The 21,806-nt window shown below is 64.7% G+C and carries 27 protein-coding genes; 17 read left to right on the top strand and 10 right to left on the bottom strand.

Features of this window, described 5'->3' with window-relative positions:
• The 4 genes from ASD45_RS13415 to ASD45_RS13400 all read right to left on the bottom strand — a co-directional run bounded on the left by ASD45_RS13415 (nt 1) and on the right by ASD45_RS13400 (nt 2,987).
• Nucleotides 1-219: a hypothetical protein gene (locus ASD45_RS13415; RefSeq protein WP_056911940.1), complete on the bottom strand. Its 219-nt coding sequence runs from the start codon at nt 217-219 to the stop codon at nt 1-3.
• Complete coding sequence (locus ASD45_RS13410; protein WP_056911939.1) at nt 216-935, bottom strand: Crp/Fnr family transcriptional regulator; 720 nt, start codon at nt 933-935, stop codon at nt 216-218. Before ASD45_RS13410 ends, ASD45_RS13415 begins: the two co-directional genes overlap by 4 nt.
• Before the next feature lie 108 nt (nt 936-1,043).
• Nucleotides 1,044-1,943 (bottom strand): hypothetical protein, encoded by a 900-nt coding sequence (locus ASD45_RS13405; RefSeq protein WP_056911938.1) that lies wholly within the window; start codon nt 1,941-1,943, stop codon nt 1,044-1,046.
• 12 nt (nt 1,944-1,955) lie between these two features.
• Entirely contained in the window at nt 1,956-2,987 is a 1,032-nt protein-coding gene (locus ASD45_RS13400) for an amidohydrolase family protein (RefSeq protein ID WP_056911937.1), read from the bottom strand.
• A 227-nt stretch (nt 2,988-3,214) separates the two neighbouring features.
• Here ASD45_RS13400 and ASD45_RS13395 point away from each other — a divergent pair, with 227 nt between their 5' ends.
• Genes ASD45_RS13395 through hpxZ form a run of 3 tightly spaced genes read left to right on the top strand, consistent with a single transcriptional unit; the run spans nt 3,215 to nt 5,232 of the window.
• Complete coding sequence (locus tag ASD45_RS13395) at nt 3,215-3,394, top strand: DUF4089 domain-containing protein (protein ID WP_056911936.1); 180 nt, start codon at nt 3,215-3,217, stop codon at nt 3,392-3,394.
• A 2-nt stretch (nt 3,395-3,396) separates the two neighbouring features.
• Nucleotides 3,397-4,782 carry an AtzE family amidohydrolase gene (locus ASD45_RS13390; protein ID WP_056911935.1) on the top strand — a complete coding sequence of 462 codons (1,386 nt, stop codon included), beginning with the start codon at nt 3,397-3,399 and terminating at the stop codon, nt 4,780-4,782.
• A gap of 60 nt (nt 4,783-4,842) precedes the next feature.
• Nucleotides 4,843-5,232, top strand: a complete 390-nt coding sequence (gene hpxZ / locus ASD45_RS13385; protein WP_056911934.1) for an oxalurate catabolism protein HpxZ — start codon at nt 4,843-4,845, stop codon at nt 5,230-5,232.
• A gap of 11 nt (nt 5,233-5,243) precedes the next feature.
• Here hpxZ and ASD45_RS13380 read toward each other — a convergent pair whose 3' ends face one another.
• Complete coding sequence (locus tag ASD45_RS13380) at nt 5,244-5,651, bottom strand: RidA family protein (protein ID WP_056911933.1); 408 nt, start codon at nt 5,649-5,651, stop codon at nt 5,244-5,246.
• Between the two features lie 139 nt (nt 5,652-5,790).
• Between ASD45_RS13380 and ASD45_RS13375 the strand changes: the two genes are divergently transcribed.
• The 4 genes from ASD45_RS13375 (at nt 5,791) to ASD45_RS13360 (ending at nt 8,107) form a co-directional block, all read left to right on the top strand.
• On the top strand, nt 5,791-6,159 hold the full coding sequence (locus ASD45_RS13375; protein WP_056911932.1) for a hypothetical protein: 369 nt from the start codon (nt 5,791-5,793) through the stop codon (nt 6,157-6,159).
• A gap of 142 nt (nt 6,160-6,301) precedes the next feature.
• Complete coding sequence (locus ASD45_RS13370) at nt 6,302-7,033, top strand: CoA transferase subunit A (RefSeq protein WP_056911931.1); 732 nt, start codon at nt 6,302-6,304, stop codon at nt 7,031-7,033.
• Nucleotides 7,033-7,701 (top strand): CoA transferase subunit B, encoded by a 669-nt coding sequence (locus ASD45_RS13365; protein WP_056911930.1) that lies wholly within the window; start codon nt 7,033-7,035, stop codon nt 7,699-7,701. Before ASD45_RS13370 ends, ASD45_RS13365 begins: the two co-directional genes overlap by 1 nt.
• 124 nt (nt 7,702-7,825) lie before the next feature.
• Entirely contained in the window at nt 7,826-8,107 is a 282-nt protein-coding gene (locus ASD45_RS13360; protein ID WP_056911929.1) for a hypothetical protein, read from the top strand.
• A 1-nt stretch (nt 8,108) separates the two neighbouring features.
• Here ASD45_RS13360 and ASD45_RS13355 read toward each other — a convergent pair whose 3' ends face one another.
• Together ASD45_RS13355 and hydA are read right to left on the bottom strand one after the other, a co-directional pair.
• The gene (locus ASD45_RS13355) at nt 8,109-9,116 is read right to left on the bottom strand and encodes an NADP-dependent oxidoreductase (protein ID WP_056911928.1); all 1,008 of its coding nucleotides are present in this window, start codon (nt 9,114-9,116) and stop codon (nt 8,109-8,111) included.
• A gap of 9 nt (nt 9,117-9,125) precedes the next feature.
• Nucleotides 9,126-10,541, bottom strand: a complete 1,416-nt coding sequence (gene hydA / locus ASD45_RS13350; RefSeq protein WP_056911927.1) for a dihydropyrimidinase — start codon at nt 10,539-10,541, stop codon at nt 9,126-9,128.
• Nucleotides 10,542-10,655: 114 nt separating this feature from the next.
• On the opposite strand from hydA, the gene ASD45_RS13345 reads away from it, so the two are divergent.
• The 10 genes from ASD45_RS13345 to ASD45_RS13300 all read left to right on the top strand — a co-directional run bounded on the left by ASD45_RS13345 (nt 10,656) and on the right by ASD45_RS13300 (nt 18,667).
• A complete protein-coding gene (locus ASD45_RS13345; protein WP_056911926.1) occupies nt 10,656-10,871 on the top strand; it encodes a SlyX family protein in 216 nt (71 codons plus the stop codon).
• 106 nt (nt 10,872-10,977) lie between these two features.
• Nucleotides 10,978-11,748 carry an aldolase/citrate lyase family protein gene (locus ASD45_RS13340; RefSeq protein WP_056911925.1) on the top strand — a complete coding sequence of 257 codons (771 nt, stop codon included), beginning with the start codon at nt 10,978-10,980 and terminating at the stop codon, nt 11,746-11,748.
• A gap of 183 nt (nt 11,749-11,931) precedes the next feature.
• The gene (locus tag ASD45_RS13335) at nt 11,932-12,690 is read left to right on the top strand and encodes an ABC transporter ATP-binding protein (RefSeq protein WP_056912775.1); all 759 of its coding nucleotides are present in this window, start codon (nt 11,932-11,934) and stop codon (nt 12,688-12,690) included.
• Nucleotides 12,683-13,399 (top strand): ABC transporter ATP-binding protein, encoded by a 717-nt coding sequence (locus ASD45_RS13330; protein WP_056911924.1) that lies wholly within the window; start codon nt 12,683-12,685, stop codon nt 13,397-13,399. Before ASD45_RS13335 ends, ASD45_RS13330 begins: the two co-directional genes overlap by 8 nt.
• Nucleotides 13,400-13,439: 40 nt before the next feature.
• Nucleotides 13,440-14,651: an ABC transporter substrate-binding protein gene (locus ASD45_RS13325; protein ID WP_056911923.1), complete on the top strand. Its 1,212-nt coding sequence runs from the start codon at nt 13,440-13,442 to the stop codon at nt 14,649-14,651.
• 140 nt (nt 14,652-14,791) lie between these two features.
• Complete coding sequence (locus ASD45_RS13320; protein WP_056911922.1) at nt 14,792-15,679, top strand: branched-chain amino acid ABC transporter permease; 888 nt, start codon at nt 14,792-14,794, stop codon at nt 15,677-15,679.
• Between the two features lie 68 nt (nt 15,680-15,747).
• Nucleotides 15,748-16,650, top strand: coding sequence for a branched-chain amino acid ABC transporter permease (locus ASD45_RS13315; protein ID WP_244485464.1), 903 nt, complete (start codon nt 15,748-15,750; stop codon nt 16,648-16,650).
• 243 nt (nt 16,651-16,893) lie between these two features.
• Nucleotides 16,894-17,151 carry a TIGR03809 family protein gene (locus ASD45_RS13310; RefSeq protein ID WP_056911920.1) on the top strand — a complete coding sequence of 86 codons (258 nt, stop codon included), beginning with the start codon at nt 16,894-16,896 and terminating at the stop codon, nt 17,149-17,151.
• A gap of 26 nt (nt 17,152-17,177) precedes the next feature.
• Complete coding sequence (locus ASD45_RS13305) at nt 17,178-17,501, top strand: cytochrome c (RefSeq protein WP_056911919.1); 324 nt, start codon at nt 17,178-17,180, stop codon at nt 17,499-17,501.
• Between the two features lie 68 nt (nt 17,502-17,569).
• Nucleotides 17,570-18,667 (top strand): NADH:flavin oxidoreductase/NADH oxidase, encoded by a 1,098-nt coding sequence (locus ASD45_RS13300; protein ID WP_056911918.1) that lies wholly within the window; start codon nt 17,570-17,572, stop codon nt 18,665-18,667.
• Here the strand turns inward: ASD45_RS13300 and ASD45_RS13295 are convergent.
• The 3 genes from ASD45_RS13295 to ASD45_RS13285 all read right to left on the bottom strand — a co-directional run bounded on the left by ASD45_RS13295 (nt 18,664) and on the right by ASD45_RS13285 (nt 21,563).
• Nucleotides 18,664-19,443, bottom strand: a complete 780-nt coding sequence (locus ASD45_RS13295; RefSeq protein WP_244485353.1) for a DUF3750 domain-containing protein — start codon at nt 19,441-19,443, stop codon at nt 18,664-18,666. The genes ASD45_RS13300 and ASD45_RS13295 overlap by 4 nt on opposite strands.
• Nucleotides 19,444-19,553: 110 nt before the next feature.
• Entirely contained in the window at nt 19,554-20,876 is a 1,323-nt protein-coding gene (locus ASD45_RS13290; RefSeq protein ID WP_056911917.1) for a TIGR03808 family TAT-translocated repetitive protein, read from the bottom strand.
• A 24-nt stretch (nt 20,877-20,900) separates the two neighbouring features.
• Nucleotides 20,901-21,563, bottom strand: coding sequence for a pyroglutamyl-peptidase I (locus tag ASD45_RS13285; protein ID WP_056911916.1), 663 nt, complete (start codon nt 21,561-21,563; stop codon nt 20,901-20,903).
• Nucleotides 21,564-21,806 lie beyond the last annotated feature (243 nt).

Below are 21,806 nucleotides of genomic sequence, written 5' to 3'. Positions count from 1 at the left end.
TCATTTCGCTGCGAGCGAGCTGTGGATCCAGGCTTCCATGTCGGCCAGCGATTTGAAGGTGTCCGGTGCATCGCCGCGGAAATAGGTCTCGACATGCACCAGCGGACCAAGCTCTCCGGCGTCATGCAGCGTCACAATCCCGAGGAGGCGACCGTCAAGTTCGACGAGGCGGGCCTCGTCGTCGATTGCCAGGCGGACTTGTTTGAATTCGACTTTCAAGACTTCAGATGCAGGTAAGCCGGATCGAAGCCCGCGATGCGTTTCAGTTCGTCCCAATCGAGGACGCGCAGAACGCCGCGTTCGATGACGGCGACGTTGGCTTCGCGCAACGTCTTGAGCGTCCGGTTAATGTGGACGAGGCTCAGGCCGAGGGCGTCGCCGAGCTGCTGCTGGGTGAACGGCATGGGCCAGGAGCCGTCGGAGCGCAGCCCGCCGATCGAGCGCGCGCGCAGCATCAGCTCGCAAAGCAGGTGCGCCGTGCCCGCCAGCGCACCGCGTCGGCCATTGTTGGCGATCCATTGGCGGAAGATCGCGGCGTCGATCAGCGTTTCGCGCCACAACAGACCCATCAAGGTCGCCGACTCGCGGACGACGCGGCGCAGCTCGTCATGCGGGACCTGTCCGACGACGGCTTCGGTGATGGCGACAAGCGAGTGATCCATGTGGCCGATGAAGAGCGAGTGCAGATCGGGCATTTCTCCCGGCAGATGGAAGGAGACGACCTGGCGGTCGCCTTCCGGCAACTCCTGAAAGCGCGCCAGCACGCCGCTCAGCACGATGACGCTGTTCGTCGGGTGATCGCCCTGATGCAGCAGATATTCCTGTGGCGTCAGCCGCTTCGGATTGACCGCCAGCGTCTCGATCAGCGCACGATCCTTGTCGTCCAGCGCGCCAATTGATTGCATCTTGGTGATGAGAGGCTCGACGAAGGCCATGCGCTCGCTTATCGGCTGGATTGTGGAGTTTGTTTTCCAACTGGCCGCGCGAACAATTGTTCCCGCGCCGCGCGCGGGAAGCGTGTCGCCTCCGGGATTCGAGCGAAATCAGACGAGATCGCGCGTCACGTCGTCGAACAGCTCATCGACCGTAAACAGGCGCGGGATGATTTTCTGTTCGTAGCTGTAGCGGATGATCGTCTCGAGCGCCTTGCGATTGTTCTCGACGCCGAACGGCACCGGGTCGATGCCGCCTGACAGCACACCTTGCGCCTTGCTCTCTTTCAGGACGCGGAAGATCTCGCGCACCACGTCGGGACGCTGCCGCGCCAGGTCGCTGCGCACGACGAAGAGGTGGTTGATCGGCACCATGCCGTGTTTCTTCGACCACGCTTCCGCGACCTTCTGCGGCTCGGGAATCAGATGCGCGACGCGCGGCTCATCCGGCAGGTCGCCGCCGAGAATGGCGCCGTCGAGTTCGCCCTCGATCAGCATTTTCTCGACATTCGAGCCGGCCGGCAGCCGTTCGACGTTAGCGGGGTCCTGGTATTCGGCGAGATGGCCGTCGTCGGTGGTGCACCACGTCACCTTGCTGCTGTCGACGCCGTACTCGTCCTTGAGGATGCCACGCACCCAGACGCCGGTCGTCACCGAATAGGAGCGGCTGCCGAAGCGCTTGCCTTCGATGTCCTTCGGCGCGAGGGGGCCGCGTGCGACATTGTAATTGATGGTGTGGTGCTGGCCGCGCGCCATCACCACCGCGGGCAGCAACGTCAACGGCTTGCCGTAGACCTTGGCCTGCAGGAAAGTGACGATCGCCAGCTCGCCGGCATCGAACTTGCCCTCGCGCACCATCGGCTTGAAGCCCTGGTTGGCGATCTTCGGGCCGCAGAAGTCGAAGTTTACCAGCTCGGATTTCACCGCGCCCGATTTCAGGGCGCGGGTGACCGGATAGTCGGCAAGGTTGGTGGCGAGCGTGACGGGGCCCGCGGCTGGATAGTCCGTCATGAATGCTCTTGATTAATTGAGGCCACGGTCCTTCAGCACGGCGTCGAGCCGGCCGAACACCTTGCGGGCATTGCCCTCGAAGATCTTGGTGCGGTTCTCCGGGCTCAGCATCGAGAGCTGGTCGATGTAACGCTTGGTGTCGTCGAAGAAATGCCCGGTCTCCGGATCCTTGCCGCGCACCGCGCCGACCATTTCCGAGGCGAACAGGATGTTGTCGACCGGAATGACCTTGGTCAGCAGTTCGATGCCGGGATAGTGATAGACGCAGGTGTCGAAGAACACGTTCTTCAACAAATGCTCGGCGAGCGGCGGCTTCTTCATGTCCTGCGCCAGTCCGCGATAGCGGCCCCAGTGATAGGGCGCGGCGCCGCCGCCGTGCGGGATGATGAACTTCAGGGTCGGGAAATCCTTGAACAGGTCGGCGGTGAGCAACTGCATGAACGCGGTGGTGTCGGCGTTGATGTAGTGCGCGCCGGTGGCGTGGAAGCACGGGTTGCAGGACGCCGAGACGTGGATCATCGCCGGCACGTCGAGCTCGACCATCTTCTCGTAGATCGGATACCAGTGCCGGTCGGTGAGCGGCGGCTCCTTCCACCAGCCGCCCGACGGATCGGGATTGAGGTTCAGGCCGACGAAGCCGAGCTCCTTCACGCAGCGCTCGAGTTCGGGAATGCAGTTCTGCGGCGGCACGCCCGGCACCTGCGGCAACTGGCAGACGCCAACGAAATTCTGCGGATAGAGCTTGCACACCCGGTAGATCAGGTCGTTGCAGACTTCCGCCCACTGCGCGCTCGTCGCCTCGTCGCCGACATGATGGGCCATGGCCGAGGCGCGCGGCGAGAAGATCGTCAGGTCGGTGCCGCGCTCGCGCTGCAGCTTGAGCTGCGCGCCTTCGAGGCTCTCGCGGATCTCATCGTCGGTGATGCCGAGATTGGTCGAGGTCGGCCGCTGCGACTTATCCTTGAGGCCGGCGATCTGCTGGTCGCGGAAGGCGGTGAGCTGCTTGGGCGCGGTGGTGTAGTGCCCGTGACAATCGATGATCATGGATCGTTTCCCTTAGAACTGGTCGCGTCCCGGCCGCGCCCGCGCCCGGATAATGGCGCGGTCATACATGGTCAACGGCATTGGGTCCACGTCCCCGGTACGAATGGCAGGGATACCGCGGCCGTGGAGGGGAGGGCGCGCCGCCGTTGGCTTCGATTTTGCATGGCCAGGGCCCTGCGCTACAACCCGGTGGGATCTAAAGCTCCGCCGCTTCCCGCGAGATCCGAATGACCGACAAGCTTGACAGCTATATCGAAGCCGCCGCCGAGGCGCTGAACCTGCCCCTCGACCCGGCCTGGAAGCCGGCCGTCAAAGCCAATCTCGCGGTCACGCTCGGCCACGCTGCCACCGTCGCTGAATTCGCGCTGCCGGACGAGGCAGAGCCGGCGCCGATCTACAAGGTGTGACCATGAGCGGCGATCACACCTGGAGCACCGCAGCCGAGATCGCGAGCGCGGTCGGATCGGGGAATGTCAGCGCGGCCGAGGTGACGGCGCAGATCCTCGCCGTCATCGACCGGCGCAATCCAGTGTTCAATGCTTTCACCGCGGTGACCGCCGAACGCGCGGTCGCGCGCGCCAGGGCGATCGACGCTTCGCCTGGCAAATCGAAGCTGCCGCTCGCCGGTGTGCCGTTCGCAGTGAAGAACCTGTTCGACATCGAAGGACTGCCGACGGTGGCCGGCTCGAAGATCAACCGCGCGCGCACGCCGGCGTCGCGCGACGCCGTGCTGATCGAGCGACTGGAAGCCACCGGCGCGGTGCTGGTCGGCGCGCTGAACATGGGCGAATACGCCTACGACTTCACCGGCGAGAACGTGCATGACGGCCCTTCGCGCAATCCGCACGATCCGGCACGCATGAGCGGCGGCTCGTCCGGTGGTTCGGGGAGCGCCGTCGGCGGCGGCATGGTGCCGCTGGCGCTCGGCTCCGATACCAACGGCTCCATTCGTGTGCCGTCATCGCTGTGCGGCATCTTCGGGCTGAAGCCGACCTACGGCAGGTTGACGCGCGCGCGCTCGTTTCCCTTCGTCGCCTCGCTCGATCATCTTGGGCCGTTCGCGCGCACGGTGCGCGATTTGGCGCTCAGCTACGACGCGATGCAGGGCTTCGACGCCGATGATGCCGCCTGCGTCGACCGGCCGGCGGAATCGACGGCGCCATTCCTGGAGCAGGGGCTTAATGGCCTCCGCGTCGCGGTGGCCGGCGGCTATTTCCGCAAAGGCGCATCGCCCGAAGCCTTAGGCGCGCTCGACACCGTGGCGAAGGCGCTCAACGCGCGCGAGATTGAAATTCCGCATGCGCATCGCGCCCGTGCCGCGGCTTACGTCATCACCGCGACTGAAGGCGCAGCGCTGCATCTCGAGCGCCTGCGTCGTCAGGCCGGCGATTTCGATCCAGCAGTGCGCGACCGCCTCATCGCCGGCGCCATGGTGCCCTCGACTCTGGTCGTCAAGGCGCAGAATTTCCGCCGCTGGTATCGCGAGGCGGTGCTCGCGCTGTTCAAGGAGTGCGACGCCATCATCGCCCCGGCGACGCCGGTAACCGCGCCAAAGCTCGGCCAGGTCAACTTCACGCTGGACGGCGTCGAACTGTCGGTGCGGCCGAACATGGGGCTCTATACCCAGCCCATCTCCTTCATCGGCCTGCCGGTGGCCGCGGTGCCGGTGCCGCTCAAGCCGCTGCCGATCGGCGTGCAGATCATCGCCGCGCCGTGGCGCGAGGATGTGGCGCTGCGCGTCGCCTATGCGCTGGAGAAAATGGGCGTGGCGGCGGCGCCAAGGCCGAGGCTGTAACAAAAGCCGTCATCACGGGGCAAGCCCGGGGATCACGGAAAAGAAGAGACGAGAACGAACATGCCGGAAATCGATATCCCCGAAGTCGTCGCCGAAGTGCGCAAGGCCTTTGACGAATACGAAAAGGCCCTGGTCAACAATGACGTCGCCAAGCTCGATGAACTGTTCCGCGACGATCCGCGCACCATCCGCTACGGCGCCGGCGAAATCCTCTACGGCTATGCCGAGATCAAGTCGTTCCGCGCGGCGCGCTCGCCCGTCGGGCTTGGCCGCACGCTGTCGAAGACCGCCATCACCACCTATGGCCGCGAGTTCGCCACCGCCGCGACGCTGTACGAGCGGCCGTCAGCGCCGGGCAAGATCGGTCGGCAGATGCAGACCTGGGTAAAATTCCCCGAAGGTTGGCGCGTCGTCGCCGCCCATGTCAGCCTGATCGACGCGCCGAAATAGCAGCGGTGGCGTCAGACCGCCGCGACCGCCTGCACCTCGACCAGCAGTTCTTCCTTCACCAGCCGGTCGATCATCAGTAGCGTGTTCGGCGGGTAGGCGCCGTTCGTAAACATCTTGGGGAATTCGCGCAGCCTGTACTTCATGAATTTCGGGATGTCCTGCGAATGCACCAGATAGGTGGTGAACTGCACGATGTTGCCCCAGCCGGCGCCTGCGGCTTTCAGCGCGGTCTCGACATTGGCGAAGGTCTGCACGCACTGGGCGTCGAAATCGTCGACACCAATGACGTTGCCGCTCTTGTCGACGCCGACCTGGCCGGCAATGAACAGAAACTCCGACGCTTTCACCCGCGTCATATGCGAATACTGCCCGAGCGGTTTTCCCAGCCCCTCCGGATTGATGATTTTGATATCGGCCACTGTCGCCTCCCTATAAAGAAGTCCGCACCCGTCGAGAGACGGTATAGCATAAGTTGAACGCGCGGCCGCGGAGGGGGCGGGTGGCGGCCTGGCACGGCAATGGTTAGATTGAACGCCGAACAACGTTGGAACACGACCCATGCCGATCGATCTTGCCCAGGTGAACTGGCTCTATGTCATCATCCTGGCCTTCTTCGTGTTCATCGCCAGCCTGATCGGCAATCTTCTGTCCTGGCAAAGCCGCTCCACGGCCGCCGGGTTGACCGCCATCCTGTTCGCAGTGCTGTTCATTGCCTGGAGCTACTACCCGCACGGTCTGCCGCTGCCGACGCGGTTGGGCGCCCCGGTGACGCCCGTCGCCGTGCCCGCAGCGCCGCCCAAGCCGGCGGTGCCGGCCGCGCCCACGCGTCCGGCCAATCCCGTCACCGACATCACCCCGCCGCGCAATCCGGTCACCGACGTGACGCCGCCGCGCAACCCCGTGACTGACGTGACGCCGCAGCGCTAGTCGTTCGGCCGGTTGAGCGCCGCCGGTTCGCCACCCCGGAACGCCAATTCGCGGCTGCGAGATGACCTTTCGCTCCCGCAAAAGTCCGGCTAGAAACGGGCCAGGCAAGAACATCGAACCCGGGTGAAACGGCAGGGACAGAATGAAGAAAGTATTTCCTGATGCGAAGTCGGCGCTCGCCGGCATCGTCAAAGACGGCATGATGGTCATGGCCGGCGGCTTCGGCCTCTGCGGCATGCCCTCGACGCTGATCGAAGCGCTGCGCGACTCCGGCGCCAAGAACCTGACCTGCGTGTCGAACAACGCCGGCATCGACGGAGCGGGCCTCGGCCTGCTGCTCGAGACCCGGCAGATCAAGAAGATGATCGCGTCCTATGTCGGTGAGAACAAGCTGTTCGCGCAGCAGTACCTCGCCGGGGAACTGGAGATCGAGTTCAACCCGCAGGGCACCTTGGCCGAGCGCATGCGCGCCGGCGGCGCCGGCATCGCCGGTTTCTACACCAAGACCGGCGTCGGCACCGAGATCGCCAAGGGCAAGGAAGAGAAGGTGTTCAACGGCGAGCGCTACATCCTCGAGACCGGCCTCGTCGCCGACATCGCGCTGGTACACGCCTGGAAGGGCGACACCGAAGGCAACCTCGTTTACCGCAAGACCGCGCGCAACTTTAACCCGATGATGGCCACCGCCGGCCGCATCACCATCGCCGAGGTCGAACACCTCGTCGAGCCGGGCGAACTCGACGGCGACGAGATCCATACGCCGGGTGTGTTCGTGCAACGTATTATCAAGACCAATGCCGAAAAGCGCATCGAAGTGCGCACGACGCGCAAGCGTCCCGCCGCAGGCGCGTTCGGTGCAGGGGAGGAAGTCTAATGCCGTGGACCCGCGATCAAATGGCCGAGCGCGCCGCCAAGGAGCTGCGCGACGGCTTCTACGTCAATCTCGGCATTGGCATTCCGACCTTGGTGTCGAACTACATTCCCGACGGCATGACCGTGCAGTTGCAGAGCGAGAACGGCATGCTCGGCTTCGGCCCGTTCCCTTATGAGGGTGACGAGGATCCGGATCTGATCAATGCCGGCAAGCAGACGGTGACCGAACTGCCGACCACGAGCTATTTCTCGTCGGCGGATTCGTTCGCGATGATCCGCGGCGGTCACATCGATCTGGCGCTGCTGGGCGCGATGCAGGTGGCCGAGAACGGCGACCTCGCCAACTGGATGATCCCCGGCAAGATGGTGAAGGGCATGGGCGGCGCCATGGACCTCGTCGCCGGCGTCAAGAAGGTGGTCGTGATCATGGAGCACGTCGCCAAGGCCAAGGACGGCAGCGTTTCGCCGAAATTGCTGCACACCTGCGATCTGCCGCTGACCGGCTCGCGCGTCATCGACATGGTGATCACCGATCTCGGCGTCTTCACCATCGACAAGAAGGGCGACGGCGGCATGACGCTGATCGAACTGGCGCCCGGCGTCACGCTCGACGAGATCAAGAAGAACACGCAGGCGACCTTCAAGGTCGATCCGAAGGTCAAGCACTAGGCCTTCGGCGAAGCACTGAAAACGCAAAATGCCCGGCCTTGCGCCGGGCATTTTCTTTTCGGGCTGCGGCGTTGCATCCGCCGCCTTTCCGGGAACCAAAGCGGCGGTTCCGGCCTGACAAGGCATGGCCAAGGAAGACCTCGACCGCCAGCTCGACGCACTCAACAAGCATCTGCCCTCGTGGATGGCGGGCACGCTCGATCGCGTGCGCAAGCCCGGCGCGGTCTGGGTGCGCGTGCCGCTGTCGCTGGTGCTAGTGGCGGGCGGCGTTGTCGGCTTTCTGCCGATCCTGGGGTTCTGGATGATCCCGCTCGGCCTAGCGCTGCTGGCGCTCGACGTGCCTTTCCTGCGTGCGCCACTGGCCCGGCTGCTCGGCTACATCAATCGCAAACTCGCGCCGACCTGATTCAGGCTTTGAGCCTGATCAGCCGCTTGCCGAGATTTTCACCGCGGTACAGTTCGGCGATGGCGCCCGGCGCATGCTCGATGCCGTCGACGATGTCTTCGCGGTATTGAAGCTTGCCGTCGCGGATCCATTGCGCCAGCCGGCCGACCGCCTCTTCATAGCGGTGCGCGTAATCGAAAATGAGCAGCCCACTCATGCGGGCGCGCTTGACCAGGATGTGGCGTTCGACGCGCGGGCCCAGCGGCCAGGGATCCCAGGACGCAATCGAGGCGGTGCCGCAGATGACGATACGGGCACCGGTGGCGATCTGCTGGATGACGGTGTCGCTGATCGCACCGGCGGTGTTGTCGAAATAGACGTCGACGCCGCGCGGGCAGGCGGCCTTCAATGCCGCGTCGAGATCGCCGGCCTTGTAGTCGATCGCTGCATCGTAGCCGAAGGCGTCATTGCACAGCGCCACCTTGGTGGCGCCGCCGGTGATGCCGACAGTGCGGCAGCCCATCAGCTTGGCGATCTGGCCGACGGCGGAGCCAACCGACCCGGCGGCGGTGGAGACGACGACGGTGTCGCCGGGTTTCGGCAGGCCGAGATCGAGCAGGCCGAAATAAGCGGTGACGCCGTTGAGACCCAGCACGCCGAGTGACAGCGATAAGGGCAGGTCGGCTTCCTTGAGCTTGCGCGTGATGTTGCTGCCGTCGGATACGGCGTAGTCCTGCCAGCCGAGCATGCCCATCACCTGATCGCCTTCGGCGAAACCGGGATGCCGCGATTTGACGACCGTGCCGGCCGAGAACGAGCGCATGACTTCGCCGATGGCGACCGGCGTCGAATAGTTGGCGACCGCCGACACCCAGCCGCGCATCGCCGGCTCGACCGAGAGGAATTCGTTGCGGACGAGGAATTGCTTGTCGCCAAGCTCCGGCACAGGCGCTTCGGCGAGTTCGAAATGCTCGGCCTGCGGAATGCCGCTCGGGCGGGATTTGAGGCGGACCTGGCGGTTGATTGGCATGGGCATTCCTTAAGCCACCCGCGGTTTCGCCAGTTCTGACTTGTCGCGCGGAACGTAAGCGCCGGCGCCGAGCGCGCCGACCAGCTTGCCGTCGCGAACGACGAACTTGCCGCGCACCATCGTCGACACCGGCCAGCCGGTGACCTCGATGCCTTCATAGGGCGTGTAGTCCGAGCCGCCGTGCATCAGCTTTTGCGATATGGTTTCCGTGCGCTTCGGATCCCAGATCGCGATGTCGGCATCGGCGCCGACGGCGACCGTGCCCTTCTTCGGATAGAGCCCATAGGTCTTGGCATGGTTGGTCGCGGTCAGGGCGACGAACTGATTGAGCGAGATGCGGCCCTTGCCGACGCCTTCCGAGAACAGGATCGGCAGCCGCGTTTCGACGCCGGGAATGCCGTTCGGCACCCAGCGGAACGAGGTGCGGCCCTTCGGATTGAGCTTGCCCTGCGGATCGTCGTAACGGAACGGGCAGTGGTCCGAGGAGAACAATGAGAAAATGCCTTGCTCCAAGCCCTCCCAGCACGCGACCTGGCTGGCCTCGTCGCGCGGCGGCGGCGAGCAGACATATTTGGCGCCCTCCATGTTGAGGCCATCCATGTCCTTCTCGGTCAGCACCAGATATTGCGGGCAGGTCTCCCCGTAGATCTTGAGGCCGCGGCGCTGCGCCCGCGCGATCTCTTCCATCGCCTCGCGGTTCGACACGTGCACGATCATGATCGGCACGTCGATGATTTCGGCAAGCGAGATGGCGCGGTGCGTCGCCTCGCGTTCGACCGCGATCGGCCGCGACGTGCCGTGGTACTTGGTCTCGATCTTGCCGGCGCGTTCGAGGCGGTCGGTGAGGAAGCGGATGGCGTCGTAGTTCTCGGCATGCACCATGACGAGGGCGCCGGTCTCGCGCGCGACGGTCATGACATTGAGCATTTCCATGTCGGAGAGGGCGAGGCCCTCATAGGTCATGAACACCTTGAAGGAGGTGTAGCCGTCATTGACCAGCGCCGGCAGTTCCTGACCGAGCACGCGGTCGCTGGCGTCGGCGATGATGAGGTGGAAGGAGACATCGACGTAGCACTGTCCGTCCGCCTTCTTGTGATAGTCCTTGACCACCTCGCGCAGGCTTTCGCCCTTCTGCTGCATGGCGAAGGGCAGCACCATGGTGTTGCCGCCGAAGGCCGCCGAGCGCGTCGCCGACGCGAAGTCGTCGGCCATGACGATGCCGGGGCCGGACGGCTGCGAGATATGCACGTGGCTGTCGATGCCTCCGGGCAGCACCAGCAGGCCCTTGGCGTCGACGATCTCGGCGGCCTGGCCGAGATCGGTGCCCAGCGCGGTGATCCGGCCGGCCGTGATGCCGACATCGCAGGCGAAGGTGTCGGAAGCCGTCGCGACCGTGCCGCCGCGGATGATGGTGTCGAAGGTCATGGGTCCTGAATCTTGGTCGAGTTGCCGGGTCGCGGCAGTATCTCAGACTTTTGCTGCAACTGCGATATGGTCGCCCGGTAAACGGGTGACACTCATCTCAAGGGACTTCAACCCATGGACGATCTTGCTGCGCTCAATGCCCGCCTCGTTGCCCTGGAGACCGACCGCAGCCACCAGGAGCGCGCCATCGAGGATTTGAGCGAGGCGGTTACCGAGCAGTGGAAGCTGATCGACCAGCTCAAGCGGCAAGTCGAGCGCCTTGCCGACCAGGTGCGGGAGGCGGCGATCGCCGCGCCGGGCGAGCCGGAACCGCCGCCGCCGCATTATTGAGGAGGCGGACCGGGGACGCGCGCCCGCGCACCTAGGCATTTGATTTTCTCGGTCGAGCCGGTACAGCATCGGTGCGACCGACAACAAAACGGGACGGGAACGATCCATGACCGAATTCAGGCGCAACGCCTTCAAAGCCGCCATCCGCGCCAAGAAACTGCAGGTCGGCCTGTGGCAGAGCTTGTGCAGCAACGTCGCGGTCGAGATCTGTTCCGACTCCGGTTTCGACTGGCTGCTGCTCGACACCGAACATTCGCCGAACGAGATCCCGGATCTTTTGTCGCAGCTCCAGGCCATGGAGAAAGGCACGGCGACGGCTATCATCCGGCCGGCCTGGAACGACGCCGTTCTCATCAAGCGTTGCCTCGACATCGGCGCGCAGGCGCTGCTCATTCCTTATGTGCAGTCGGTCGAGGAAGCGAAGGCCGCGGTCGCGGCGACGCGCTATCCGCCGCATGGCATTCGCGGCGTGTCGGTTTCGGCGCGCGCCAGCCGCTATGGCCGCGTCTCCGGCTATCTCACCAAGGCGAACAGCGAGATCTGCGTCCTCGTTCAGGTCGAGACGCGTCAGTCGCTCGATGCGCTCGAGGACATCGCCGCCGTCGATGGCGTCGATGGCGTGTTCATCGGACCGTCCGACCTTGCCGCCTCGCTTGGCCATCTCGGCAACCCGGCGCATGCCGACGTGCAGGCGGCGATGAAGGATGCGGTCGAGCGCCTGACAAAGGTGGGCATGCCCGCCGGTATTCTGACCAGCAATGAGGAAGAAGCCCGCCGCTATATCGACTGGGGCTTCCTGTTCGTGGCCGTCGGTTCTGACGTCGGCCTTCTGGCCAAGAACGCGGATGCCCTGGCCAAGAAGTTCAAGCCGGCCTGACACGACGGCCGGTTTCATCGTTCTGTTACAGGGATTTAATGTTGCAGCGGGTGCTGCCTCCACTTGAGGCAGCCTTCCTGCGTAAGGCTAATTGCCAGATCGCTTCTAATCAAATACCCCTGAGCGCAAGGCCCTTGCCGGAACAGAAAATGTTCCCGAGAATGAGGGCGAGGGGAAATGCTCATGGATGCGGAACTGATCCTCGTAACCGAGGGTCTGACCAAGGAATTTGCCGGCTTTGCCGCGGTGGGCGGCGTGGACCTGCGGGTCCGGCGCGGTACCATTCACGCGCTGATCGGCCCGAACGGCGCCGGCAAGACCACTTGTTTCAATTTGCTGACCAAGTTCCTCCAGCCCACCAGCGGACGCATTGTGTTCAAGGGCGAGGACATCACGGACAAGGAGCCGGCCGATGTTGCGCGGCTCGGGCTGGTGCGCTCGTTCCAGATTTCGGCGGTGTTTCCGCACATGACCGTGCTGGAGAATGTCCGTATCGCCTTGCAACGGCTGAAGCGCGGCAGTTCGCTGGATTTCTGGCGCTCCAAGTCGGTGCTCGACGAATATAACGAGCGGTCGCTTGAACTGATCGCCGATGTCGGTTTGTCGGATTATGTCCACTGGAACGCGGTCGAACTGCCCTACGGCCGCAAGCGCGCGCTGGAAATTGCCACCACGCTGGCGCTCGAGCCGGAGATGCTGTTGCTCGACGAGCCGACCGCCGGCATGGGGCATGAGGACATCGCCCGCATCGCCGACCTGATCCGCCGCGTCGCCGCCAATCGCACGGTGCTGATGGTCGAGCATAATCTCTCGGTGGTCGCCGACTTGTCTGACACCATTACGGTGCTGACGCGCGGCCGCGTGCTGGCTGAAGGCGACTACGCCACGGTCTCCAACAACGCGGACGTCCGCGAAGCCTATATGGGGACGGGCCATGCTTGACGTGACCACCCCGCTGCTCGCGGTTGAAGAGCTTCAGGCCTGGTATGGCGAGTCGCACATTCTCCACGGCGTCTCGTTCGACGTGCGCGAAGGCGAGGTGGTGACGCTGCTGGGCCGCAACGGTGCCGGCAAGACCACGACCATGAAGTCGATCATGGGCATCGTCACCAACCGCACCGGCTCGGTTCGTTTCGAGGGCCAGGAACTCATCGGCAAGCAGTCCAACCACATCGCGCGCACCGGCATCGCGTTGTGTCCGGAAGAGCGCGGCATTTTCGCCAGTCTCAGCGTCGAGGAAAACCTGATGCTGCCGCCGGTCGTGCGACCCGGCGGACTGAGCATCGAGCAGATCTTCGATCTCTTCCCCAACCTGAAGGAACGCCTCGGCTCCAGCCAGGGCACCAAGCTTTCGGGCGGCGAACAGCAGATGCTGGCGATCGGCCGCATCCTGCGCACGGGCGCGCGGCTGTTGCTGCTCGACGAACCGACCGAAGGTCTTGCTCCTGTCATCATCCAGCAAATCGGCAAGACCATAAGGGCGCTCAAACAGCAGGGCTTCACCATTCTGCTGGTCGAACAGAATTTCCGTTTCGCCGCGACCGTGGCGGATCGCTACTACGTCATGGAACATGGACGTATCATCGACAGGTTCGCCAATGACGAACTGGATGCGAATGTCGACAAGCTTCACGACTATCTCGGAGTTTGATGTTCTTACGGTTCAATAACAAAACAGGAGGAATACATCGATGCGTAACACCCTAGGCCTGGCGGCATTGACCGCTCTTCTGCTGTGCGGCACGGCGTCCGCGCAGGACAAGACCGTCAAGATCGGTGTCCTCACCGACATGTCGTCGCTGTACGCCGACGACACCGGCATCGGTTCGGTCATCGCCGCCAAACTGGCGGCCGAAGACTTCATGGCCAAACATAAGGATTACAAAGTCGAGGTTGTTAGCGCCGACCATCAGAACAAGGCCGACGTCGGCACCAACATCGCCAACCAGTGGATCGATCGCGACGGCGTCGACATGATCGCCGACGTGCCGAACTCCGGCGTGGCGCTCGCGATCAACGAAGTGACCCGCGCCAAGAATCGCGTGTTCATCGCCTCGGGTCCGGCTTCGTCCGATCTCACCGGCCCGAAGTGCTCGCCAAACACGGTGCACTACACCTACGACACCTGGATGCTCGCCAACGGCACCGGCAAGGCCATCGTCAAGACCGGCGGCGACACTTGGTTCTTCCTGACCTCGGACTACGCCTTCGGCCACGCGCTCGAGCGTGACACCGCGGCGGTGGTCGAGAAGAACGGCGGCAAGGTCGTCGGCAAGGTTCGCCACCCGCTCAACACCAACGACTTCTCGTCGTTCCTGTTGCAGGCGCAGGCTTCGAAGGCCAAGGTCATCGGTCTCGCCAATGCTGGCGGCGACACCATCAACGCCATCAAGCAGGGCGCGGAATTCGGCATCGTCGCGGGCGGCCAGAAATTCGCCGGCCTGCTCATCTTCGCGCCGGACGTTCTGGCGCTGGGATTGAAGACCGCGCAAGGCCTGACCTACACCTCGACCTGGTATTGGGACCTCAATGACGGCACCCGGGCGTGGACGAAGCGCTGGGACAAGATGCGCGACTCGGCCGGCAAGGTACCGAGCATGAACATGGCGGGCGTCTATTCCGGCACGCTGCAGTATCTCAACGCTGTTGCGGCCGTCGGCGGCTCCAAGGACGGCAAGGCCATCGTCGCCGAAATGAAGAAGACACCGGCCGAAGATCCGGTCTACGGCAAGACGACGATCCGCGCCGATGGACGCGGCATGCACCCGGCCTATCTGTTCGAGGTGAAGAGCCCGGCAGAATCGAAATATCCGGGCGACATCGTCAAGATCAAGGCCACGATCCCGCCGGATGAAGCGTTCCGCCCGCTCAAGGACGGCAACTGCCCGATGGTTAGCGGCTGATCGGCTTATCCCTCTCCGCGCTCGCGGGGAGGGTGGCGAGCCATAGCGAGCCGGGTGGGGTTGCCCATGACCCCGCCTGGCTCATCGCTTCGCGATGATCCACCCTCCCCCTGCGGGGGAGGGATATAAAGAGAGAGAGCATGGTTACGATATTCGGCATTCCGTCGGCGGCTCTGTTCGGCCAGTTGTTGATCGGTCTCATCAACGGCTCGTTCTATGCGCTGCTCAGTCTCGGCCTGGCCGTCATCTTCGGCATGCTCAACATCATCAATTTCGCCCACGGCGCGCAGTACATGCTGGGCGCGGTGGCGGCGTTCCTGCTGCTGCAATGGACCGGGCTCGGCTATTGGACCGCGCTGATCGTAGCGCCGCTGGTCGTCGGCGCCTTCGGCATCATCATCGAGCGCACGCTGCTGCAGTGGCTCTACAAGCTCGACCATCTTTACGGGCTGCTGCTCACCTTCGGCCTGGCGCTGATCGTCGAAGGCATCGCCCGCAATTTCCTCGGCTCCGCGGGTTTGCCCTACACGCTGCCGGATTCGCTGCGCGGCGGGCAGAACCTCGGCTTCATGTTCCTGCCGAATTATCGCGCCTGGGTGATCGTCGCCTCGCTCGCCGTCTGCATCGCCACCTGGCTGGTGATCGAGCGTACGCGGCTCGGCGCCTATTTGCGGGCCGCGACCGAGAACCCGACGCTGGTGCGGGCTTTCGGCATCAACGTGCCGCTGATGATTACGCTGACCTACGGCTTCGGCGTGGCGCTCGCGGCCTTTGCCGGCGTGATGGCGGCGCCGATCTATAACGTGTCGCCGCAGATGGGCTCGGAGCTGATCATTGTGGTCTTTGCCGTCGTCGTGATTGGCGGCATGGGCTCGATCCTGGGCGCCATCGTCACCGGGTTCGGCCTCGGCATCGTCGAGGGGCTGACCAAGGTGTTCTTCCCGGAGGCCTCCAACACGGTGATTTTCGTCGTCATGGCGATCGTTCTGCTGGTGCGCCCGGCCGGACTGTTCGGACGGAGAGCTTGATGGACACGACGCCCTCTCTCGCCGTCACCGGCTCGCGACAACCCTCGGCGCTGCGGCGCAACGGCGACATGATCTTCTTCGCCATCATGATCGTCGGCCTTATCGTCGCGCCGTTCTTCACCTATCCGCTGTTCCTGATGCAGGCGATGTGCTTCGCGCTGTTTGCCTGTGCCTTCAACCTGCTTATCGGCTATGTCGGGCTTTTGTCCTTCGGCCACGCGCTTTATTTCGGCTGGGCGAGCTATGTCTGCGCTTATGCCGCCAAGGGCTGGGGCCTGACGCCCGAGCTTGCCATCCTCCTCGGCACGCTGACGGCGGCGGTCCTCGGCCTGGTTGCCGGTTCGCTCGCAATCCGCCGGCAGGGCATCTATTTCGCCATGATTACGCTGGCGCTGGCGCAGATGATGTATTTCGTCGCCCTGCGCGCGAAATTCACCGGCGGCGAGGACGGCATCCAGGCGGTGCCGCGCGGCTATCTGTTCGGGCTGATCGATCTGCGCAACACGACCGCGATGTACATCGTCGTGCTCGTGATTTTTCTGGCTGGCTTCTTTCTGATCTACCGCATCATCCACTCGCCCTTCGGAGAGGTGCTCAAGGCCATCCGCGAGAACGAGCCGCGGGCGATTTCGCTCGGCTACCGGACGGAGCGCTATAAACTGATCGCGTTTGTGCTGTCGGCCTCGCTCGCCGGTCTCGCCGGCTCGACCAAGGCGATCACCTTGCAGATCGCATCGCTGACCGACGTCAACTGGCCGATGTCGGGCGAGGTGGTGCTGATGACGCTGGTTGGGGGCCTCGGCACCATCTTCGGGCCGGTGGTCGGCGCCTTTGTCATCCTGTTCATGCAGTTCAAGCTGTCGGTGGTCGGCGAATGGGTGCTGGTCATCCAGGGCGTGATCTTCGTCACCTGCGTGCTGCTGTTCCGCCGCGGCATCGTCGGCGAGATCGCCGCGCTGTTTAAACGCTGACCTGTTTGTTTGATTGCACAGGCGGGCGCCGGCAATAACGGCGCCCGTGCCGGCAATTAAAAATAACAAATTATTAAACCCGGTAGCCGCTAGGCTATTTTAAACACTGGCGAATCAGCTTAAACAACCAGTGTTATCCACATGCGTGCGGGGTCGTCATTGTAGGATTGTTCGTCGTTACCAGTCACGTAACGATCAGGGGGTAGACGATTCGGCACTGGCCAACGACTATCCGAGCAACCCATGCAGGGTCCCCCCGGCAGTCCGCAGTTGCAGGAGATCGCGCATCGATGGCACGATCTCGCCGAACAGCGTCTTGCCTATTTTACCGAACTGTACCGCAGCGGCCGTTGGAAGCATTACTACACTCAGGAAGCGTTCGCGGCCCGCATGCTCGACGTGATCGAGGCGGCGAAGAAATGGCGCCAACTGGCCGGCCAGCCGGAGACTCCCATACCGCGCGAAACGCCGCGGCGGGACTTCATTCGCCCGGCCGCCTGAGCCGCTCACATCCGGCGCTGATCGCCATGGCGGCGGCGCTGTTGATGGTCGGCTGGCCGGCCGCCGCGTCGGCGCAAGACGCTCCCGCCGCCCCCGACCTGAAGCGAGGCGAGGAATTGCTCACGAAGAGTTGCGGTCAATGCCATGCGGTGGGCCGCACCGGCGCCAGCCCGCGGCCGGATGCGCCGGCCTTTCGCGTGCTCGGACAACGATATCCGATCGACTCGCTCGAGGAGTCGCTGGGCGAGGGCATCATGTCCGGCCATCCGGACATGCCTGAAATCAGCTTTGAGTCGGATGACGTCGGTGCCATCATCGACTATCTGAACTCCATCCAGGTCAAGCGCTGACGCTCCTGGTGCGGCGCGGCCACGGCCTCGACCGTCCTCCGTCATCCTTCGCAGTGAGAGTATCCCCCATGAGCAGTGCGCTGTTTTCGCCGCTTCCGCTGGCCGGCGTTCAACTTGCCAATCGCCTGATCGTCGCGCCGATGTGCCAGTACTCCGCCGACGACGGCGCCGCCTCCGACTGGCACATGATGCATCTCGGCATGCTGGCCAATTCCGGCGCGGCGATGGTGGTGGTCGAGGCGACGCATGTCGAGCGCCACGGCCGCATCACGCATGGCTGCATGGGGCTGTATTCGGACAACGACGAACTGGCGCTCGGCCGCGTCATCGCCGCCGCCAAGACCTTCGGCACCGCCAAGTTCGGCGTGCAGCTCGCCCATGCCGGCCGCAAGGCGTCGTCGCAGAAGCCATGGGACGGCGCCGGTTATCTGCGCCCCAACGAGGATCCGTGGCAGACCATCGCGCCGTCGGCGCTTCCGTTCGGCGACGGCTGGCACACGCCGCGCGAAATGACCGAAGCCGACATGGACCGCGTGCGCGACGCCTTCGTCAATTCGGCGAAGCGCGCGCTGCGCATCGGCTTCGACGAAATCGAGCTGCACATGGCGCACGGCTATCTGATGCACACGTTCCTGTCGCCGATCTCCAACAAGCGCACCGACCAATACGGCGGTTCGCTGGAGAACCGCATGCGCTTCCCGCTGTCGGTGACCGAGGCGGTCCGCGCCGTGGTGCCGAAGGAAGTCGTGCTCGGCGCGCGCATCACCGGCTCGGACTGGAAGGAAGGCGGCATCACCCCGGACGAAGCCGCCGCGCTCGCCAAGGCGCTCAAGGCCGCGGGCCTGGACTTCGTCTGCGTGTCGTCCGGCGGTGTCGCTGCCGGCATCCATAACCCGACTGGGCTCGGCTACAACGTGCCGCTCGCCGAGGCGGTCAAGAAAGGCTCCGGCATCAAGGTGCGCGCCGTCGGCCTCATCACCACGGCGCAGCAGGCCGAGGAGATCGTCGCGTCGGGCAAGGCCGACATGGTGGCGGCGGCGCGTGCCTTCCTCGACGATCCGCATTTCGGCTGGCACTGCGCCAAGGCGTTGGGCGGCGAGGTTGCGGTGCCGCCGCAATATCTGCGCGCCGGCGCGAAGATGTGGTCGGCGACGCCGAAGGCCTAGCTGTTGGCTTCGGTCGCCACCGGCGGCGTCATGCCGACGCAGCCAAAGCCGGGCAGTTTCAGCGCCGGGTAGCGCAGGTCGAAGCCGGCGACGAGACCAAGCAGGTTGACCTCGAAGCCTTCGATCCAGCCGGCCTTGATGCCGGCGAGGCCGAAGGCGCTGAGTTCGACGCCGGTGCGGCTGTCGGTGAAGCCGGCATAGAGGCCGCGACGGTAATCGCGGCCGACGGCATTGGCGGGCAGGGCGGTCTTGAGTTCCGGCGCCGCGCGCAGCACCGCGGCGGTGAAGCTGTTGGAGTTCGGGCCAGGCCAGATGCGGTAGTCGCCATTGGCGGCATAGGCGTAGTCGCGCACCGCGGCCTCGACCTTGGGGATCACGCTTTCGGCTTCGGCGCCGCTGACATCGACAAGGGTCGCCGGCACGTTGCCGTACCAGCGGCCGTCGGCGGGCCAGCCGTTGCGCCGCACCGGCGAGCCCCAGCCGACCACGTCATAGCGCGTCCAGCGCGTCTCGCCGGCGCGTTTGAACACCACCCAGCTGTGCACCGAAAAGATGGCCTTCCAGGCGCCGGTGGCGCCGGTGAAGACGACCAGCCGCGCCGGGCCATAGTCCTTGGCGGCCGGCAGCGCGCCGGTCGAGGACCAGTCGGCGTCGCGCCACGAACGCGGCGCGTCGCCGGCGGCATACAGCGCGGCGCGAGCGATCAGCGGCATGAGAAACACGGCAAACAGCAAAAGCATGAAGACGACGCGGCGGTTGAAACGACGGGATGTCATGGTGAGGGATCGGGGTGTGGTTCGGCCCAGCCCTTAAGCTGGGTTCGCGGCGCCGATGAGACAAGGCCTGCGCCCCGTTCTGACGCTTCGCGGGCGAGGGAAAAGGCCCGTCAGCTCACCTTATTGTCGCGGATCGTCAGGTTCGGGAACCGCTCGGCGCCGCCGCGGGTGAGGTCGCCGGTCGCCGCCTTGTCCCAGTGCATGCCGACCACGGCGCCGTCCCTGGCCTGCGCGATGACATTGTCGGTAATCGACGCCTTTCCGGCGCCCTCGACCACGGTGACGCCGATGCCGATGCCGGTCCGGCGCAGCGTGTTCCGCGCCACCGTGACGTCGCGGAGGTATTTGCCGGAACCGACCTCGATGCCCATCACCGGCGCATTCTCGATCGTATTGCCGGTGACCTCGGTATCGGCTTCGACGCCGATGCCGACGCCGTGGGAATCCGGGCCGCCTTGCGGGCGCTTGTTGATCATGTTGCGGATGGTGTTGTCGCGCACCACCGCGCCATGACCGCCGCGATCCATGTTGGTGACGGCGATGCCGACGGCGGCGATGTCGATCAGGTTGCGCTCGATGGTGGCGTCTTCGAACTCGAATTCCGAATAGATCGCCACTTCGCCGAGCGCGAAGCACTGATTGCCGATGATCTTGATGCGCGAGGCGGCGTTGCCGCGGATCGCCGTGAAAGCGGCGCGGCGGATGACATTGTCGCGCACCGTGACATCGGCGGCGCGATAGACGTTGATGGCGTTGCCGTTCTGGCCGTCGCCGCCGGCGCGCGCCGCGGTGTCCTCGATGACGTTGTCCTCGATGACGCTGCCGTCGCTTTGTTTGGCGCTGCGCCAGACGCGGATGCCGCCGTTGCCGGTGCGCTGAATCGTATTGGCGCGGACGGTGAGGCGGCTGTCGAGACTCATCAGGCCGTTGTCGCCGCAATCGGCGATGGTGTTGCCCGAGACGGTGCCGGCGCATTGCGTCAGCGTCAGTCCGTTGCCGCGCGCCTGGGTAAAAGCGCAATTGGCGATGCGCAGGTCGGCGACGGCGGTGAAATCGATGAGCGCCTCGGCGCGTCCGCCGCCATCCAGCGTCACGCCGCTGAGCGCGATGGCGCCGCCCCGCGCCGACAGCAAACTGCCGGCGCCGGTAAGCGTCGGGCGCGTTGCGTTGCGCTCGCCGGCGATCTGGACGGCCGCGGGCAACGTCAGCGGGCCGGTGCGGTAGCGGCCGGGCGCGAGCCACAGCGGCGTGCGCGACTTGGCCGCGGCATCGATCGCGCGCTGCAGCGCCTGCGTCTGGTCGGCTTCGGCATTGGCGCGGACGCCAAATCGCGCGGCGTCAAAGCCCTTGGGCTCGTCGGCGCGCGCGGCAACGGGCGCAGCAAAGGCGCTGGCGAGAAGTCCGGCGGTTAGCGAGCGGCGTGTGAGCGGCATGCCGCCAGCATGCGGAAAAGTTGATTAGGTCCGGTTAACGGCGGCATTCAAAGCCGCCAGCACTTTTTCACCAACACGAAGGAGATCGGCGGCGGACAAGCGCTTGCCGGTCACTCCACGACGGGCGGGAAGCGGGCGCACCCGGAATGACTTATGCGGTTTCTTCGGCCGCGCGAACCGCGACACGGGCGGCACATGGACGAAGGCCGCGAGCCGCACGCTGCTCTCGGCGCTGCGCCAGCACAGATAATTGCACAGATAGCGCCCGGCATCGCGCGACAGCACGGCGGGCATTCCGGTTTCGCGCGAGGCCGCGAGCAGGCGCTGCGCCGGCATCGGCATCCGCCGCGCGGCAGGCGATCCAGGAGCGATCACCCCGCGCCGCAGAACCTTGCCGGAAGCGTCGGGCAGCAGCGCCAGCGCGTTGCGCGCCCGCGTCTCGATGCGGATCGCCTTGGCGCGGCCGTGCAGGCCGAACATCAGCAGCGCGTCGGGTCTATGCTGCGCGACCAGCGCCGGCAGGTCGCGGTCGACGGCGGCGTAGCTGGTCGTGAAAATGTGCGTGGCGATCGTCGTATCCGCCAGCGCCGGCCGTCGCAGCCTTGCGAGCGCGCGCACCAGCTTCATCGTCGGATTGTACGGCGCGCCGGGGAAGGGACCGAAGCCGGTAATGAGGATGGTGGGCATGGAGGAGATTCTGCTCCGGACTCGAGTCTGCCGGCGGGGGCATTCGCGTGATTGTTGATTGATAAATAAAGGGAAATTGCGGCCGGCGATATCGAGCGCGCCAAAAAGACAGTTATCCTGATCTAGGACTATTGACCCAAATCTGCTCTTAGACTATATTCCTTCCGTCCGGCTCAAACGAGGGCGCTTTCATGAGGCGTCGTGACGGTGGAGCAGGATGCGGTGCCCGCGGGCTTGGCGAAT

It is taken from the genome of Pseudolabrys sp. Root1462 (genome assembly GCF_001426945.1).
Lineage (GTDB): Bacteria > Pseudomonadota > Alphaproteobacteria > Rhizobiales > Xanthobacteraceae > Pseudolabrys.
This window is presented reverse-complemented; position numbering and strand designations above follow the sequence as displayed.

Coding starts and splice junctions, on each gene's coding strand:
- ASD45_RS13410 (WP_056911939.1), bottom strand. CDS start 935: ATGGCCTTCGTCGAGCCTCTCATCACCAAGATGCAATCAATTGGCGCG.
- ASD45_RS13405 (WP_056911938.1), bottom strand. CDS start 1,943: ATGACGGACTATCCAGCCGCGGGCCCCGTCACGCTCGCCACCAACCTT.
- ASD45_RS13400 (WP_056911937.1), bottom strand. CDS start 2,987: ATGATCATCGATTGTCACGGGCACTACACCACCGCGCCCAAGCAGCTC.
- ASD45_RS13395 (WP_056911936.1), top strand. CDS start 3,215: ATGACCGACAAGCTTGACAGCTATATCGAAGCCGCCGCCGAGGCGCTG.
- ASD45_RS13390 (WP_056911935.1), top strand. CDS start 3,397: ATGAGCGGCGATCACACCTGGAGCACCGCAGCCGAGATCGCGAGCGCG.
- hpxZ (WP_056911934.1), top strand. CDS start 4,843: ATGCCGGAAATCGATATCCCCGAAGTCGTCGCCGAAGTGCGCAAGGCC.
- ASD45_RS13375 (WP_056911932.1), top strand. CDS start 5,791: ATGCCGATCGATCTTGCCCAGGTGAACTGGCTCTATGTCATCATCCTG.
- ASD45_RS13370 (WP_056911931.1), top strand. CDS start 6,302: ATGAAGAAAGTATTTCCTGATGCGAAGTCGGCGCTCGCCGGCATCGTC.
- ASD45_RS13365 (WP_056911930.1), top strand. CDS start 7,033: ATGCCGTGGACCCGCGATCAAATGGCCGAGCGCGCCGCCAAGGAGCTG.
- ASD45_RS13360 (WP_056911929.1), top strand. CDS start 7,826: ATGGCCAAGGAAGACCTCGACCGCCAGCTCGACGCACTCAACAAGCAT.
- ASD45_RS13355 (WP_056911928.1), bottom strand. CDS start 9,116: ATGCCAATCAACCGCCAGGTCCGCCTCAAATCCCGCCCGAGCGGCATT.
- hydA (WP_056911927.1), bottom strand. CDS start 10,541: ATGACCTTCGACACCATCATCCGCGGCGGCACGGTCGCGACGGCTTCC.
- ASD45_RS13345 (WP_056911926.1), top strand. CDS start 10,656: ATGGACGATCTTGCTGCGCTCAATGCCCGCCTCGTTGCCCTGGAGACC.
- ASD45_RS13340 (WP_056911925.1), top strand. CDS start 10,978: ATGACCGAATTCAGGCGCAACGCCTTCAAAGCCGCCATCCGCGCCAAG.
- ASD45_RS13335 (WP_056912775.1), top strand. CDS start 11,932: ATGGATGCGGAACTGATCCTCGTAACCGAGGGTCTGACCAAGGAATTT.
- ASD45_RS13330 (WP_056911924.1), top strand. CDS start 12,683: ATGCTTGACGTGACCACCCCGCTGCTCGCGGTTGAAGAGCTTCAGGCC.
- ASD45_RS13325 (WP_056911923.1), top strand. CDS start 13,440: ATGCGTAACACCCTAGGCCTGGCGGCATTGACCGCTCTTCTGCTGTGC.
- ASD45_RS13320 (WP_056911922.1), top strand. CDS start 14,792: ATGGTTACGATATTCGGCATTCCGTCGGCGGCTCTGTTCGGCCAGTTG.
- ASD45_RS13315 (WP_244485464.1), top strand. CDS start 15,748: ATGATCTTCTTCGCCATCATGATCGTCGGCCTTATCGTCGCGCCGTTC.
- ASD45_RS13310 (WP_056911920.1), top strand. CDS start 16,894: ATGCAGGGTCCCCCCGGCAGTCCGCAGTTGCAGGAGATCGCGCATCGA.
- ASD45_RS13305 (WP_056911919.1), top strand. CDS start 17,178: ATGGCGGCGGCGCTGTTGATGGTCGGCTGGCCGGCCGCCGCGTCGGCG.
- ASD45_RS13300 (WP_056911918.1), top strand. CDS start 17,570: ATGAGCAGTGCGCTGTTTTCGCCGCTTCCGCTGGCCGGCGTTCAACTT.
- ASD45_RS13295 (WP_244485353.1), bottom strand. CDS start 19,443: ATGACATCCCGTCGTTTCAACCGCCGCGTCGTCTTCATGCTTTTGCTG.
- ASD45_RS13290 (WP_056911917.1), bottom strand. CDS start 20,876: ATGCCGCTCACACGCCGCTCGCTAACCGCCGGACTTCTCGCCAGCGCC.
- ASD45_RS13285 (WP_056911916.1), bottom strand. CDS start 21,563: ATGCCCACCATCCTCATTACCGGCTTCGGTCCCTTCCCCGGCGCGCCG.